This is a genomic window from Occallatibacter savannae (assembly GCF_003131205.1).
In the GTDB taxonomy this organism is placed as follows: domain Bacteria; phylum Acidobacteriota; class Terriglobia; order Terriglobales; family Acidobacteriaceae; genus Telmatobacter; species Telmatobacter savannae.
Map to the genome: position 1 here is coordinate 144,012 of NZ_QFFY01000004.1, position 15,148 is coordinate 159,159.

Annotated in this window: 14 protein-coding genes; 3 read left to right on the forward strand and 11 right to left on the reverse strand. The window is 60.1% G+C overall.

Going from position 1 to position 15,148, the window contains the following annotated elements; translation table 11 throughout:
• Positions 1-17 precede the first annotated feature (17 nt).
• From DHV10_RS15645 to DHV10_RS15655, 3 genes are all read left to right on the forward strand, one after another.
• Positions 18-605 (forward strand): hypothetical protein, encoded by a 588-nt coding sequence (locus DHV10_RS15645; RefSeq protein ID WP_109487327.1) that lies wholly within the window; start codon positions 18-20, stop codon positions 603-605.
• A 106-nt stretch (positions 606-711) separates the two neighbouring features.
• Positions 712-1,065 carry an STAS domain-containing protein gene (locus tag DHV10_RS15650; protein ID WP_109487328.1) on the forward strand — a complete coding sequence of 118 codons (354 nt, stop codon included), beginning with the start codon at positions 712-714 and terminating at the stop codon, positions 1,063-1,065.
• 120 nt (positions 1,066-1,185) lie between these two features.
• Positions 1,186-1,935: a glycosyltransferase family 2 protein gene (locus tag DHV10_RS15655; RefSeq protein WP_239461779.1), complete on the forward strand. Its 750-nt coding sequence runs from the start codon at positions 1,186-1,188 to the stop codon at positions 1,933-1,935.
• An 85-nt stretch (positions 1,936-2,020) separates the two neighbouring features.
• Here DHV10_RS15655 and msrA read toward each other — a convergent pair whose 3' ends face one another.
• The 11 genes from msrA to DHV10_RS15715 form a co-directional block, all read right to left on the reverse strand.
• Positions 2,021-2,500, reverse strand: coding sequence for a peptide-methionine (S)-S-oxide reductase MsrA (gene msrA / locus DHV10_RS15660; RefSeq protein WP_204101434.1), 480 nt, complete (start codon positions 2,498-2,500; stop codon positions 2,021-2,023).
• A 58-nt stretch (positions 2,501-2,558) separates the two neighbouring features.
• Positions 2,559-2,906 (reverse strand): ArsR/SmtB family transcription factor, encoded by a 348-nt coding sequence (locus tag DHV10_RS15665; protein ID WP_109487330.1) that lies wholly within the window; start codon positions 2,904-2,906, stop codon positions 2,559-2,561.
• Positions 2,907-3,040: 134 nt separating this feature from the next.
• The gene (locus DHV10_RS15670; RefSeq protein ID WP_109487331.1) at positions 3,041-5,110 is read right to left on the reverse strand and encodes a pseudouridine synthase; all 2,070 of its coding nucleotides are present in this window, start codon (positions 5,108-5,110) and stop codon (positions 3,041-3,043) included.
• Positions 5,111-5,172: 62 nt separating this feature from the next.
• Positions 5,173-6,318 (reverse strand): SMC-Scp complex subunit ScpB, encoded by a 1,146-nt coding sequence (gene scpB / locus DHV10_RS15675; RefSeq protein WP_109487332.1) that lies wholly within the window; start codon positions 6,316-6,318, stop codon positions 5,173-5,175.
• Positions 6,319-6,447: 129 nt separating this feature from the next.
• Complete coding sequence (locus DHV10_RS15680; RefSeq protein ID WP_109487333.1) at positions 6,448-8,070, reverse strand: inorganic phosphate transporter; 1,623 nt, start codon at positions 8,068-8,070, stop codon at positions 6,448-6,450.
• 175 nt (positions 8,071-8,245) lie between these two features.
• The gene (locus DHV10_RS15685; RefSeq protein WP_109487334.1) at positions 8,246-9,853 is read right to left on the reverse strand and encodes an inorganic phosphate transporter; all 1,608 of its coding nucleotides are present in this window, start codon (positions 9,851-9,853) and stop codon (positions 8,246-8,248) included.
• A 552-nt stretch (positions 9,854-10,405) separates the two neighbouring features.
• Positions 10,406-11,167, reverse strand: a complete 762-nt coding sequence (locus DHV10_RS15695; RefSeq protein WP_109487336.1) for a DUF4397 domain-containing protein — start codon at positions 11,165-11,167, stop codon at positions 10,406-10,408.
• A 162-nt stretch (positions 11,168-11,329) separates the two neighbouring features.
• On the reverse strand, positions 11,330-12,433 hold the full coding sequence (locus DHV10_RS15700) for a segregation and condensation protein A (protein ID WP_338042611.1): 1,104 nt from the start codon (positions 12,431-12,433) through the stop codon (positions 11,330-11,332).
• Between the two features lie 38 nt (positions 12,434-12,471).
• Positions 12,472-13,503 carry a tryptophan--tRNA ligase gene (trpS, locus tag DHV10_RS15705; RefSeq protein WP_109487337.1) on the reverse strand — a complete coding sequence of 344 codons (1,032 nt, stop codon included), beginning with the start codon at positions 13,501-13,503 and terminating at the stop codon, positions 12,472-12,474.
• A gap of 95 nt (positions 13,504-13,598) precedes the next feature.
• Positions 13,599-14,312: a site-2 protease family protein gene (locus DHV10_RS15710; RefSeq protein WP_239461782.1), complete on the reverse strand. Its 714-nt coding sequence runs from the start codon at positions 14,310-14,312 to the stop codon at positions 13,599-13,601.
• 91 nt (positions 14,313-14,403) lie between these two features.
• A complete protein-coding gene (locus DHV10_RS15715; RefSeq protein ID WP_204101435.1) occupies positions 14,404-15,147 on the reverse strand; it encodes an acyltransferase in 744 nt (247 codons plus the stop codon).
• Position 15,148 lies beyond the last annotated feature (1 nt).

Genomic DNA, 15,148 nt, shown 5'->3' on the forward strand with positions numbered 1-15,148 from the left:
AGTGTAAGGAGGCCCGCATGGGTTGGCTGCGCGACGAGAGCGGTTATGTGCTGGTGATGGGAAGACCCCGGCTGATGGTGGTTGGCGGGACTGCCGTAGCGAAAGAACAGCCCGTGAAGCCCGGTGAGGTGGCCGCGAAGCCGGCGGTGGTGGCGGCGTGCTCGGTGCCTCACTATTGCTTCTTCTGCTCCTGGTGTGGAGAACAGGTTCTTCTGCCAACGGACCGGCTGGGATCCCCGTTCGGCAATCCCGACGCGCGCAGGATCGAGGCACAATCGATCGCCTCTGTTTGTGCGAAGTGCAAGCACATATCGAACTACTCCATGTTCCGGAACTGCAGGGGGTTCGATACCCGCCACCGCCTGGTGCATGCACAGAGGAAAGGCGACACGGTGCTGCTGAACTGGCTGCGCTGCGAGGAGCCGCTCTGCGTTAAGCCGGTTCCGCTCTTTGTGAACACCCTTCCCGATGCCCCATTGGAAGAGGCCGACGCCGCCGCGTGGTACTGGGATGAACTGACCTGCTGTCTGGGACACTCCGCGAGGCAAATTCCCCTGGATCCAACCATGCAATTGCCGTTGCGAAGCGCAAGCTGGCTGCGGTGAAGATGGGATCGTAGCTCAGCGGTTTTCCGGTCACCTGCGTATGTGAGAGAATCCAGCCAATCCTGAATTCCCCGTTCCTCGAATCTGTTCTGGAAAAGGTAGGCGTATGGCCCAGGCCGCGGCGGTCTCTCAACTGACGCTAGAAGTTGAGCGTAATGGCGATGTCTTTACCGTGAAGTGCCACGGCAAGCTGGTGCTGGGCTTTTGCGACGTGCTCGCCAGCAAAGTGAAAGAGCTGATCCCGCAATCGAAGCGGATCGTGCTGGACCTGACCGACCTGACCATCATGGACAGTATCGGACTTGGAACGCTGGTACGCCTGTACGTGTCGGCCAAGGCGGGGGGCAGCTGCGTGGTGCTGGTGAACGTGGGGCCGCGGATCCGGCAGCTGCTCGGGATTACGAACCTGCTCTCAGTGTTGACCGACATGTGCGAGCAGGGCGTGAATATCCGATTCTGACGCTGTATCCAGAAGAAGATCCTGCACTCCCCTTATGGCTCCATTCAGGATGACAGCATTCGCTTCTCCGAGCTGTCATTTATCCTTCGGGGGATGCCCCGGAAGACCCTTTCGATTGCAATGATCGCCATGAATGAAGAGGCGAATCTGCCGCGCACGCTCGAAAGCGTGAAGTGGGCGGATGAGATCGTCCTTGTGGATTCGGGTTCGCGCGACCACACAGTTGAGATTGCGCAATCGTTTGGGGCGAAGACCAGCTTTCACGCATTCGGCGGGCACGGCGAGCAGAAGAATGTTGCCCTGGACCTGTGTACCGGCGACTGGACTCTGCTGCTGGATGCGGACGAGGTGCTCACCCCGGAGCTGCAAAGAGAGATTCAGGAGCTGCTTGCGGGAGAGCCCGCGTACGATGCGTACTGGATTCCGCGGCTGAACCTGTACTTTGGCAGGTGGATCCGGCACGGCGGTTTCCATCCGGATCGCAAGTTACGGCTGTTCAAACGGGGCGCGGCGCGACTAAGCGAAGGGGTGGGACCCCATTCAACGCCGCAGTTTGCCGGACCAAAGGGGAGATTGAAAGCCGACATGCTGCACTATGCGTATCCGACGATGGGGATCTATCTGGAGCACATGGATCGTTATAGCTCCGATATTGCGCCGCTGCTCCAGAAGCGTGGCAAGGTCAGCAAATCAGTCGGAGCCTTCGTCTGGAATGCGGTGCTGAATCCGGCAGCCACTTTTATTTACAACTACTTCTTCCGCCTGGGCTTTCTGGATGGACGCGAGGGGCTGATTCTGCACATCAACCACTCGGTCTACGTCCATTGGAAGTTCATCAAAGCGTGGAGGCTGGGGCAGGGGAAGGAGTAGTTGCCAGTTTCCAGCTACCAGTTTCCAGGCTGCAAATCGGACCAGACCTCCACTGGAAAAGGTGACTGTGAACTGGTGACTGTCTTCAAATGTGGCAGCTGGCCTGGCCGCGCTTCTCCAGATATTTCTGGTGGTACTCTTCAGCGCGCCAGAAGGTCTGTGCGGGTTCGACTTTGGTGACGATGCGCTTGGGCGAGTAGCGCCCAGAGGCGGTCAGTTGCTCGATTTTTTCTTTGGCCTGCTGCTCCTGCTCGGGTGAGTGAAAGAAGATCGCCGAGCGGTACTGGGTACCCCAGTCTGGCCCTTGCCGGTTCAGGGTGGTGGGGTCGTGGAGGCTGAAGAAGGCATCGAGCAATTTGTCGTAGCTGATCTTCTCGTTGTCGAAATCGAGTTCGACGACCTCGGCGTGACCGGTCTGGTCGGTGCAGACATCCTTGTAGGTGGGGCGATCGAGGCTTCCGCCCTCGTAGCCGACTGCGGTAGCGGTGACACCGGGGATGGCAGCAAAGGTCGCTTCAACACCCCAGAAACAACCCGCTCCAAATGTGGCTTTTTCGATGCTCATACACCTCTAGATGCGCGAGAAGCCCTCAAGGTGACAAGAAGGCTCCGGACTGGGGATCTCATTTGGGCGTACGCGATTTGCGGCGAGCCGCAGCCTGCTCCGCTTGCTTCGACACAGAAGCGAGATATTGCTGAAGATCCTGGAATGGTTCCGGATCGAAGCTGAAGAGGCGTTCGCGGCCGGATTGAGTGCTGGATACGATGCCGGCTCGCTCCAGAATGCCCAGGTGTTTGGTGATGGCTTGGCGGGTGATCTTCGACTCTTCCGCCAGTTTGGAGATGGAGGCGGATTCGCCAGAGCAGAGCTGGGCGATAAGGGCGAGGCGGGTCTTGTCGCCGAGGGCGGCGAATACGCGCGCCTTGGCTTTGGGCTTGGCGGTGATGCGCTTGCGGTCTTTACGGGACATGGCTAACGATCATAGGACGACCGTGACAGGTTGTGCAACTGCGGGGTTGCATGACGGCGGGGATTGGGAAGCAGGATGTCGGGATAAGGGAGATGCTTCGCGGCGATTCGGGAAATGCCGCGAAGCAGCTTGCGTCATGGGCGTTTGTTTGGGCGTTTGCCGTTGGGGCGATAGCCGGGGCGACGGCCGCTGCTGGAGCGACCGGTGCCCTGTTTGCCGCTCGACGCACCTGGTTTTCCAGGACGGAAGTTGGCACCGGAGCGCGGCGTGGACGGGCGCTGACCGCGAGCGCTGTCCGGCCGGCGCTCAGGGCGCCCGGAACGCGATTCGCTGCGTCCTTCGCCGCGAGGACCGCCTCGGTCGTCTCTGCGCGGTCGGTCAAAGCGCGGCCGACTCTCTCGCTCAACAGGTCGCTCGCGCCGCGGTGGGCGGTTTTCGTCACGCGGCCGGCTGCTGCGATCATCCACCGGTTGTATGTCGAGACGGGGACGAGCATCCCGCTCAGGACGTTCGCGCGGAGGAGTGCGATCCTGACCACGGTCTCTCGACGGGGAACGGTCGAAGCGAGGCCTGTCCTCTTGAGGGCCCCGATAGCTTCCCGATCGCGCGCCGCCAAATGGACGGGAACCGGTAGTGCCGCGCTGCGGACGGTCTTCGAAACGGCGGGGGCGCTCAAAGCGCTGGCCATCAGAACGCCCCGTGCCCGATTCCTGGCGAGAGGGGCGGGAACCAAAGCGCTTGGGGCCTTCTTCCCTCTGTGGTCGTTGGCCGCGGCGTTCGGCCTCGAAGCGGTTGCGATTCTCAGGTCTTCCACGGAACGACGGCCGGGCTGTGTCGTCACGCCGCGGCGAGCGCTGGGGGCGATCTTCGGTGGACCTGGGGTTCGGGCGTCCGCTGCCGGGTCGGAATTCGCGGCGAGGCTCACCAGAACCTGAGTCACGTCTGGAGTCACCGCGGAACTGGCTACGCTCCGGACGGCCTTGACCGCCGGGGGCCGAGCGGCGCGTAAAATCGGGTCGATCTCCGCGGAACGGGCGGCGCTCTTCACGGCTGCCGAAATCGCCTCGCGGCTTGCCGCCTTCGGCGCGGCGATCCTCCCAGCGTGGTCTCGATGCAGGGCGATCAGAGCGCGACGTGAATTCGCGATTGCGCGGTTCGCGGGTCTTTGGTTCTCGTGATTTCGGTTTGCGATATTTGCCTTCGGCGGCTTTGCGCAGGTTCTCTACCTCTTCGGGTTCGAGCTCGCGCGTCTTGCCGGGCTCGAGATCCAGCACGAGCGGGCCGTAGCCTACGCGACGGATCTTCTCTACATGATGGCCGATTTCCTCGAACATCTTGCGGAGTTCGCGGTTGCGGCCTTCGATAAGAACGACCTCGTACCAGGGATTCTCAGCCGAAGCCGCTGAGCCGCGCTGGCCTCGCGTCTTGCCGGGGCGGAAAGGACGAATCTCCGCGGGAGCAGTATGGACGCGGGAGGAACCGGGCTTACCCTTCGCGATGGGAACACCCTGGCGCAGGCGATCGAGATCTTCTTCGCTGGGCTGGCCGCTGACTTTGACGAGGTAGGTCTTCTCTACGTTTGAAGCGGCGCGCGTCAGCTTGTTCGCAAGCTCGCCGTCGTTGGTGACGAGCAGGAGGCCTTCGCTGAGATAGTCGAGGCGGCCGACGGGGTAGAGGCGCTCGCGAGTTTTGGAGAAGAACTCCATGATGGTGGGGCGGCCTTCGGGATCGCTGACCGTCGTGACGTAGCCCTTCGGCTTGTTAAGCATGAAGTAGCGATGGCGCTCGGAGCCTTGGAGGAGCTTTCCGTCGACCCGGATGTGGTCGCGAGCAGAGTCGGCCTTGCTGCCCAGCTCGGTTACGACTTTGCCGTTGACCTGCACTCGGCCGGAGGTGATGAGCTCTTCCGCATGGCGACGGCTGGCAATTCCGGACTTGGCAAGGATCTTCTGAAGCCGTTCCAGTTGCGGCTCGGGCTCCGGTGCGGTCTCATCGCCGCTTTCTTCTTCGGCGATCTCGGACACCTCGAGGCCAGCTTCTGCATTGTCATCTCCGGCTTGTTCGAAGGTGTCACTCGCGGCGGCTGCGGCTTCAGCGTTCGCATCGACGGCAGCGTCGACCTCGGCCACGGTGTTGAGAGGATCGTCGAGTTCGGGGCGATCGGCTTCGGGCTGATCCGGCTGCTGCTTGTCTTTGTCGGTCATGAGGAGATCTCGGTTCTGCCTCTTTGAGAGCGGTGAGGCGCGGCCGCGTGCAGAAAACCGGCCTATTCGGCCGGCTCTGTCTGGAGATTGGATTCGGTTGCTGGTTCCAGAGTCGGCGCGGAGTTGTCGGCCAGAGGAGCCGAATCGTTTTCGAGCTCTTTGCGCGCCGGTTCGTCCTCGGATGCGTTCTCGTCCAGTTCGGGACCATTGCTGCCTTCGGCGTCGTAGGCCTCGGCAGCAGCGGGATCGGTGATGGGGGCCGGTTCTGCTTCCTCGAGTTCGCTGGCCATCTTTTCAAACTCGTCCATCGAGGGCAGTTCGTTCACGTCCTTCAGGCCGAAACGCATCAGGAACTCTTTGGTGGTTTTGTAGAGGATCGGTCGGCCAATGACCTGCTTGCGCCCTGCGGTGGTGATGAGCTTGCGGGCGAGCAGGGATCCGAAGACGCCGGAGGAGTCGACGCCGCGAATCTCGTTGACCTCGGGTGCCGTGACAGGCTGCTTATAGGCGATGACTGCGAGCGTCTCAAGCGCGGGCAGAGAAAGCTTCAGTGCAGGCTTGAGGCTCTTGATGAACATGCGGACAGCATCGTGGCACTCGGGCTTGGTTGCCATGCGGTAGCCGCCGGCGATTTCGCGGATCTCGATGCCCCGGTCGTCGTTCGCGTAGTCGGCGATGAGTTCGTCGATGAGCTTGCGAAGAATTACCCTAATGTCGCGGTCGCGCTGGCGGGCGACGCGCTTGGCTTCAGCTTCGGGATCGAGGGGTTCAGCGGCGGACGCGGGCGTCTGCGGCTCAACAAATTCGTTAGCTACGGTGCCTTCGGGCAGAGCGCTTTCCGTTGCTTCAGTTGGAACGGCTTCGGTGTTTTCAGCCCCGGAATCAGGGCTGGTTTCAGCCTCATGGCCGGCAGCGGTCTCCGCTGAAGAGTCAGCGGCTGGAAGCACGGCAAAGCCGGGCTGCTCGAGGAGTGTGCCGTCTTCAGTGCGGATGTCCAGATGCTCCAGGGTCTCGGTTGTGATGGGCTGGGAGGGGTCGACGACGGCTGCATTCGCTGCGGCCTTCTGGGCAGCGGCTGCTTCTTCAGCCGCCTTGCGGGCAGTTTCCCATTCGAGCGCTTCGGCCCCGAACAGGGTTGCGAGCTGAGCGAGCGCGACCGGCTCCTCAGAGGCGTAAATAACAGCTTCCAGCTTGGATTTCAGGCTCATGCAGCAATCAGTACCTTTTGTATGGTACCGGATGAAGCTGGAGCGCGGAGACCCGGTCGTCCACAGGGGATGCTGCAAACAGACGAGGCGCCCGATAGCCGGACGCCTCGACAGGTGCAAGGCGAACTCTCAGTTGGTGAATTGGCGGAAGAGCGCGAATAGCAGGCCGGAAAGCAGCGCCGCGGCGGGCAACGTGAACACCCACGCTGCCGCGATGTTACGGATCGTGGACAACTGCAGGCCGCTCTTGTTGGCTGCCATCGTACCGGCCACGCCTGAACTGAGAACGTGAGTGGTACTGACCGGCAGGCCGAAGTTGTCGGCTGCAAAGATTGTGCCCATGGCGACCAGTTCGGCGGTCGCACCCTGCGCATAGGTCAGGTGCTCTTTGCCGATCTTCTCGCCGACGGTGACAACAATGCGCTTCCATCCGACCATTGTGCCCAGGCCAAGGGCCAACGCGACAGCCACCTTGACCCAGGGCGGAATGAACTTGGTCGCCTTGTCGACCTTCGCCTTGTAGTTGGCGAGCGCAGCATTCTCGTCCGCTGTGAACTTGGGATTGTGGCTCTTCGCGATCAGCCGAAGCGCCTCGCTCGTGACGTACATGTCATTGCGAACGTTGCTCTGCAGGTTGGCAGGAACGTTCTTGTACTCGCCAAATGCCCGCACGTTGCCTTCGAGATCGCGGATGTTCTCGCGGAGAGCGGTTAGGGTGTCCGGCTGCAGTTGCTTGGTTTGCAGGTAGACGGTCAACTCGGTGCGCGGATCGCCTGCGAGTATCGCGTTCCTGTCTACGTGTGCGTCAACTATGGAAACGGCTCGTTCAGAGGCGGCGATGAAGTCCTGCATGTCGTGCGCAGTAACGGCATGGTTCAATGCATAGGCGGTGGGAACGGTGCCGATGAGGATGAGCATAATGAGGCCCATGCCCTTCTGCCCGTCGTTGGAGCCGTGGAAGAAACTGACACCAGTGCAGGTGAGTACCAGCAGCAGACGGATGGGCCACGGTGGAGGCGTGTTGTCCCTGGGCGCCTGGTAAAGCTCAGGGTACTTGATGGTGAATTTCGCAATCAGAAACAGCAGAAACGCGCAGCCAAAGCCAACGAGAGGCGAGATCAGCAGCACTTTGAACACCTTCGCGGCCTGCTCCCAGTCCACACCGGAGGTCCCGCCGTAACTGCTGAGAAGCTGGTTCGCGACACCCACACCGATGATCGAGCCGGTCATAGTATGAGTGCTCGACGCAGGCAGCCCGAAATACCACGTCCCGAGGTTCCACAGGATCGCAGCGATGAGCAGTGCGAATACCATTGCGAATCCTGAGCCAGCGCTGACTTTCAAAATCAGCTCGACCGGAAGCAGCGTGATGATGGTGAAGGCAACCGCGCCTGCCGAGGTCATGACTCCCGCGAGGTTGCAAAGACCGGACCATACGACTGCGATATTCGGTTCAAGCGAGTGCGTGTAGATGACAGTTGCGACTGCGTTGGCAGTGTCGTGGAATCCGTTCACGAACTCAAATCCAAGCGCGATGAGAAGAGCGATTGCCAGCAGCACGAATGGCCACACGCTCGTGACGGAGACATTCTTGACATCGTCGGCGATGTGGAAACCTACATAGCCCAGCCCACCAAGAAGAGCGACGGCGACGATGGCGCCGGTAATCCAGCCGGGAAATGAGTGCTTCTTTCGATCGAGTAGAGAGCCGCCTATAGGAGGAGCGACGGCTGTGGTTGCCAGGTCTGCCATGACGAAACTCCGGGTTGAGATGGTTTGATCTGGCGGCAAGGGGAGGGCACGCGCCGGACTTGAGCAAGGATTACCGAGCCAGATGAACGCCAAATGAAGGAAAGGTGAATTTGCAGACCGCGCAGAAAGGGAAAAGGCCGCGACGAGCGCGGCCCTTTCCGCTTGAATGCGTGGATCAGATCAGGCGGAAGAGGAAATAGAGCGATCCGGAGAGAAGAGCCGCGGCGGGGAGTGTGAAGACCCATCCGGCGGCGATGTTGCGGATCGTGGAGAATCGGAGGCCGTTTCCATTGGCAGCCATGGTGCCGGCGACGCCGGAGCTGAGGATGTGCGTTGTGCTTACCGGCAATCCGAACTTGTCAGCCGCGAAGATGGTTCCCATGGCGACGAGGCCGGCGCTTGCCCCCTGCGCGTAGGTCAGGTGGTCTTTGCCAATGCGCTCGCCAACGGTGACCACGATGCGCTTCCAGCCGACCATGGTTCCCAAGCCGAGAGCGAGGGCGACGGCGACTTTGACCCAACTTGGAATGAACTTGGTGGCGTCATCGGCTTTGGCCTTGTAGCTTTCGAGTGCCTTGCGTTCTTCGACCGTGAATGCCGGGTTCTTGTCTTTGATCATGAGACGAAGCGCTTCGCTGGCAACGTACATGTTGTTGCGGACGTTGGCCTGCTCCTGCGGAGGCACCGACTTGTACTGCTTGTACAAGCTGATCTCGTGTGTCGTGTCGTCGATCAGTTTGCGCAGAGCGAGAACCGTGTTCGGCTGCAATTCTTTCGTCCGAACGTAGTCGGTCATTATCTGGCGAGCGTCCTCCGTGAGGACCGCGGTCGGATCGACATGTTTTTCGAGAATCTGGCCCGCGCTCTCCGAGGCGACGATGTAGCTCTGCACCTGTGCGGGGCTGACCGCATGATTGAGGGCATACGCGGTCGGGACAGTGCCGATGAGGATGAGCATGATGAGGCCCATGCCCTTCTGGCCATCATTCGATCCGTGGAAGAAGCTGACACCCGTGCACGTGCCGATCATGAGCGCACGGATGGGGAAGGGCGGCGGGGCATTGTCTTTGGGCGCTTCGTAGAGCCCGGGGTATTTCGCGACCTGCTTGGCGAGCAGGATGAGCATTCCTGCAAAAACGAAGCCGATGATCGGGGAGATGAGCAGTGCTTTCAGAACCTTAATGCACTGATCCCAATCGACGCCTGAGGTACCGGTGTGGGGCATGAGGAGCTGGTTGGCGATTCCGACGCCTATGATGGAACCGACCATCGTGTGCGAACTGGAAGCGGGAAGACCGAGCCACCACGTGCCGAGATTCCAGAGGATGGCTGCGATGAGCAGCGCGAAGACCATGGAGAAGCCGGCGCCGGAGCTTACCTGCAGAATGAGCTCGACAGGCAGAAGCGTGATGACAGCGAATGCGACCGTACCGGAAGAGAGAAGCACGCCGGCCAGATTGCAGATGCCGGACCAGACGACGGCGACATTGGGTTCCAGCGAATGGGTATAGATGACCGTGGCGACCGCGTTGGCCGTGTCATGAAATCCATTGACGAATTCGAAGCCGAGCGCGATAAGCAGGGCGACGCCCAGCATCATGTAAGGCGCATAGCTGGTAATCGAAACCGCATTAAGATCGTGCGCGACGTGAAAGACGATATAGACCACGCCGGCGGCAAGTGCGGTGAGGAACGCGAGAATGCCAATTTTGCTCGGCCGGTGCTTGATCTTGCGGTCGAGTAGGGAACGGCTGGGAAGTGCTGTTGCGGTTGTGGCCGCCATCAGATGTCTCCCGACGCAGTGGACAGCGACTCGCTACGTTGCGCGGGGAGGAACAACGCGAAGTCAGTGTGAAATTTTGGGGGGAAATGGAGATGGAACGATCTGGGATCGCAGCAGGAGGGACAATCAAAAAAGGATTGCATAAAACCCCAACAACTGTATTAGCGCCACAGTTGTTTGATGCGCGGCTCCTTCTCCGAGTCACCGCACTGCTGATTCTACATGCGATACGGGGCGCCAACAGTGACTGGCGGAGCCCGACGGATCGCAAATGGCCTACTAAGGCTATGCAGATCATGGGGTTAACAGAGATTTAAAATCCGGTTAAAAGATGAAGTCCGCACGTTAATTGCACCACTTTCAAGGCGGATACGCCTAAAAGCGGAGGGCGGACAAAGAGGGACGCTTCTCGCGCCAACCTGTATGCAACGGAACGGTTGCATATATGTCCGCTGGATGGATACGCAATCAGTTGGTTGCGTGACCTGAGTGCAGCAGGTCCTCGCGGGAACGCGACCGGAGGCCGCGTTCCCATTGCGGGGGAGATGCACATCACATTGCGGGCGCCATCGGCGTAACTCCGGCGACCGGCTGGTCCTGGGTCAGCAGAAGAGTGAAAGCCGTGCCTGGGGGATTGCTGCTGGGATTCGGATCCAGGGCGACGGCGGTGTAGATTGCGCCTGCGGAAACCGCTACTCCCGATGCGCCCGTGTCGATTGCCACTGTTGATGGGTCACCATGAACTGTAACGCGAATTCGATAGGTGCCTGCCGGAACCTGCAGGTACTTCGTCACCGTCGGGAACGTGAAGTTGGAGAGCACCGGAGCTACGGGGTTTTTGGGATCGTTAATGATGGTGTTGGGTGCCGTCACGTAGACATCGACCGCGCCCGCGCTGGGAGAGCCATGCACGACACGGATCTTACAGTTGCCGCTCGTAGGCGCCGTAAGGTCATCGTTCTCGATGGCAGCCTGAAGTTTGGTGGGAGTATTCAGAGCGAGGATCGTGTAGTACTGGTTTTTCGTGAAGGTCTGGCTTGCTGAGAGGACGGCGGTCGAATCCTTCCCGGCTGCGAAGACCTGAACCTTTTCGTTGGTTCCGGCGGGGACCGGCGCATAGGCAGAGGTGGCTGAGCCGTAGGCGGCATTTTGCGCAGCGAACTTGTCTTTGACCTCGACGTCGACGTTCGGTGCACCGGGCGATGCGTGGATGAACTTCACATAGGCATGGCTGGAACTGCCGCCGCATCCGGCGAGTGTGAGGAAGCCCGAAGTGGCCACCAAAGCGAGGCACAGCTTTCCATTAAACTTCATCGACTTTCAACCTCCTGAAAATTCTTTGGAACGAGATTGAGATGAAGGGAGGCCTGGTCTGGGAAGCAGAAGAGTTAGGCGGGGGTTTCAGGAAGTCGAGAATTCAGACAGGATTGTTGATCCTGTTTCATGGGCGGGATTTCTGAAGCTTCGGGTGGCGGGTCAGCGCCACTCGTCCGTAGCGGTTGCGATGCCTTCATTGACAACGGAGTCGAACCCGGAGTTCTTCTTGATAAAGATTTCGGAGAAGGCTTTGTCCTGGCGAAGAAGAATAGCCTGGAGGCGGACGAGCTCAAGAAGGGCCAGGAACATGGCGACGAGTGCCCGCGATGATTTGGTGTGGGCGAGGAGTTTGCGCAGCGCGAGCGGCCGATCCTCCATGGAAAGCCGGCGGGTGAGGAACTGGATCATCTGGCCAACGGTGACCGCATCATCCTGCACGTTGAAGGTGGGGCGTTTGCGGGCGCGATCGAGAATGTCGCGAAAGACGCGGACGAGGTCGACGGTGTCGGCGGCTATCTCCGGCTCCGCGGCTGCATCGTCTTTGAATTCGCGCACGCCAGGGTTGGTCCACGTGGCAGCCTCAAGCATCTGCTTCTGCTGCAGCATCTGCGCAGCGTTCTTGAAGCGCTCATGTTCGAGCAGACGTTCGACGAGCTCCCGGCGCGGATCTTCGGCGGCATCGTCCGGGCCTGCGGGCGCACGCGGCAAGAGCATCTTGCTCTTAATGTGGATGAGGAGCGACGCCGTGTAGATGAAGTCTCCCGCAACATCGACGTCTGAAGACTTGAGCTGGTCGACGTATGCGAGGAACTGCGCCGTGATCTTCGAGATGGGAATGTCGTAGATGTCGATGTCCTGCTTGCGAATCAGATCGAGCAGCAGGTCGAGCGGCCCGTCGTAGACGTGGCCAACGGTGACAGAGAACGGCGACTGCTCCGGGTTCTCCTCGGGTCTTTTCTTCGGCGCACTTGGAGCGGCTGCCGGTTTGGCGGCCTCCTTCTCCGGTATGGTCTTCGAAGTGAGGACGAGCGTTGGCGCAGCCTGTACGCCAGGTTCGTGTGTCGGCGGATCACCCTGCGGCGATTCCGGGCTTGGCTCGGGAGCATCAGGCTCCGGCTCGGGGCCTGGTTCAGGATCGTTCACTGGGCCGCGATGGCCGGGCTCAGGATCTTCAACTGGCTGCGGCTCGGGAGTGGGTTCCTGAACAGGGTGCTGATCGGGGTTAGCGGGCTCGATCTCCGGATTTTGGTTCTCTTCAATCAATGGGAAATCTCGGTGAAGGGGAATGGTCTGTATGGAGCTTACTTTGCCGCGGGTATCAGTTGCATAGCGGTGCGAACTTCGGTCATCGTCTGTTCGGCGCGATTGCGTGCCCGGTTTGCGCCGTCCTTGAGGATATCCTCTACTTCATTCGGCGTGTACTTCGCGCGGCGCTCCTGGATGGGGTCCAGAACCTGCACAAGCGCGTCGGCCGCCCAGCCTTTGCACTCGATGCAGCCGATACCTGCGGAGCGGCAGCCTTCGTAGACCTTAGCCAAGGTTTCCGGAGTCGAGAAGACCTTGTGCAGATCGCCTACTGGGCATTTGTCTGGGTCGCCTGGATCTTTGCGGCGGATGCGAGCCGGGTCCGTAACCATGGTCTTGAGCTTCTGGCGGACTTCAGGCTCGGGGTCGGTGAGCATGATGGTGTTGCCATAGCTCTTCGACATCTTGCGCCCGTCCGTTCCGGGCAGCTTCGGTGACGGAGTGAGCAGCACATCCGGTTCGGGCAAAACATCGCGGCCGTTGAGTTGATAGAGATTGTTGAACCGCCGTGCGACTTCGCGCGTGAGCTCGACGTGCGCAGCCTGGTCCTGCCCGACAGGGACGTACTTCGGCTGATACATCAGGATGTCGGCAGCCTGCAGCAGCGGATAGCCGAGGAAGCCGTAGGTGCTGAGGTCCTTTCCGACTAGGTTCTCCTGCTGTTCCTTGTAGCTGGGCACGCGCTCGAGCCAGCCTACGGACGTGATCATGCTCAGCAGCAGGTGCAGTTCAGCGTGCGCAGGAACATGACTCTGCGTGAACAGTACGGACTTTGCCGGGTCGAGCCCGGCGGCGAGGTAGTCGAGAATGACCTCGCGGGTGTTGCTCAGGAAGTTCGACGTATCGGCGTAATCGGTGGTCAGGGCGTGCCAGTCCGCGATGAAGAAGTAGCACTCAAACTGCCCGCTGTCCTGGAGTTTGACCCAGTTGGCAAGGGCGCCCATGTAGTTGCCGAGGTGGAGCTTGCCCGTGGGGCGCATGCCGCTCAGGACACGCGGACGAGAAGATGTAGCTGGAGATTCAGACATTCTGTTTTCTATACCGGAAGTATGCCGGATATCAGCCGTTTTGATCGGAAAAGGTCAAAGGGTGGCTTGATCCATTGTAGCGGGAGAGGCGTCTTTCAGCCCCGGGTCAGAATAGCGCTCACGATGGCAAAAGCAGGACCAAGGAAGAGACTCATGATGTAGCCGCCGACGACGAACATCAGAATCCAACTCACCCATACTGGAATGCGGTCGTAGGACTGCACGGCACTGTAGGGGAGCACGTTCCGCAGCAGATGGCTGCCGTCCAGCGGCGGTATGGGTAATAGGTTGAAGACGAGCAGAGCGAGATTGATCTGCACTGCAGCGATTCCGAGCAGAACAATGGCCTGGACCGAGGAGTTCGCATTCGGCAACAGCAGCCCGCGCATCGTGAAGACGACGACTTGGCGGCCATTTGGAATGAAGTGATCGACGAATAGCAGAATCAGCACCGCCGCGACTGCGAGGATGAGGTTCGATGCGGGGCCCGCGAGCGTGGTGAGGTTATCGTCGCGCCGGATCCTGGTGAAATTGCGTGTGATGACCGGAGTAGGTTTGGCCCAGCCGATGAGAACTCCGCTGAACATGGAAAACCCGATGAGCGGACCAAAGATAATGAGGGCGGGAATGATGAGGCTCCCCACCGGATCGATGTGATAGATGGGGTTCAGAGTGACACGGCCTTGAAGCCGTGCGGTCTGGTCCCCGAGGCGCGAGGCCATCCAGGCATGAGAGCACTCGTGGAAGCTGAGCGAGAAGATCAGCAGGACAAACTCAAAGACCTTGATTGCAAATACTGCAGACTCCAACGGCGCTCCCCTGATACGAGAAAGCTCAGGTTAGCATGATGGATCGGCGGAACCGGTCCGGCTCGTCACAGCTGTCGCTGCCCGGCAATTCCTACACTTTGAAGGCCGGGTAGTGGCCCACAACCTCGTTTGGAGCGATGTTGGTGCCGCCCATAATGATCTCGTGGCTGCCGATGCGGGCGCCATCGCCGATCGTCGTAGGCTGCAGCTTCACGTCCTCTTCCTTATTCGTCTCAGAGTAGCTGTGCGAAAAGATGCGTGCGTACGAGCCGATGATCGCGTTCTTGCCGATCTTGATGCCGCCGCGATCGTGGAGGAGCACACCCTGATGGATGACAGCGCCATCGTCTACGGAGAGCTTGTAGCCGTAAGTAAGATCCACGCCCTGATGAATTTTCACGCCGGAGCCCATGTGGTCGAAGATGTGGCGGCCCAGCATGCAGCGGAAGCGAAGGCCGAGCCAGACGTTGAGGCCGATGGGAGAGCGGTCGAACATCTTCCAGAACCAGATGAGCGGCTTGCGAACCGCGTACTCAACCGGATCGATGTTGTTGAAGTACTCGGCATCGAGGGTGACGTTCTCCGGGTCGAGCGAGTAGCTGAGCACGTTTCCGGGGAGTTCGCTGGTAAGCGAAACATTGGGCTTCGTCCCGTGGGGTCGGCCCAGATAAAGCTGATAGAGCTGATCGCGAACGATCTCGGCGCGGCGCTCGGGCGAACGGTGCCGGTAGAACTCCTCATCCAGAAAGCGGATCCAGCGGCGAAAGACCTCTTCGGCTTCGGGCGTAGGGTGCGGCTGAGTGGAAGAGGCCGGCTGCGGCTTGGTGGTCGCCATA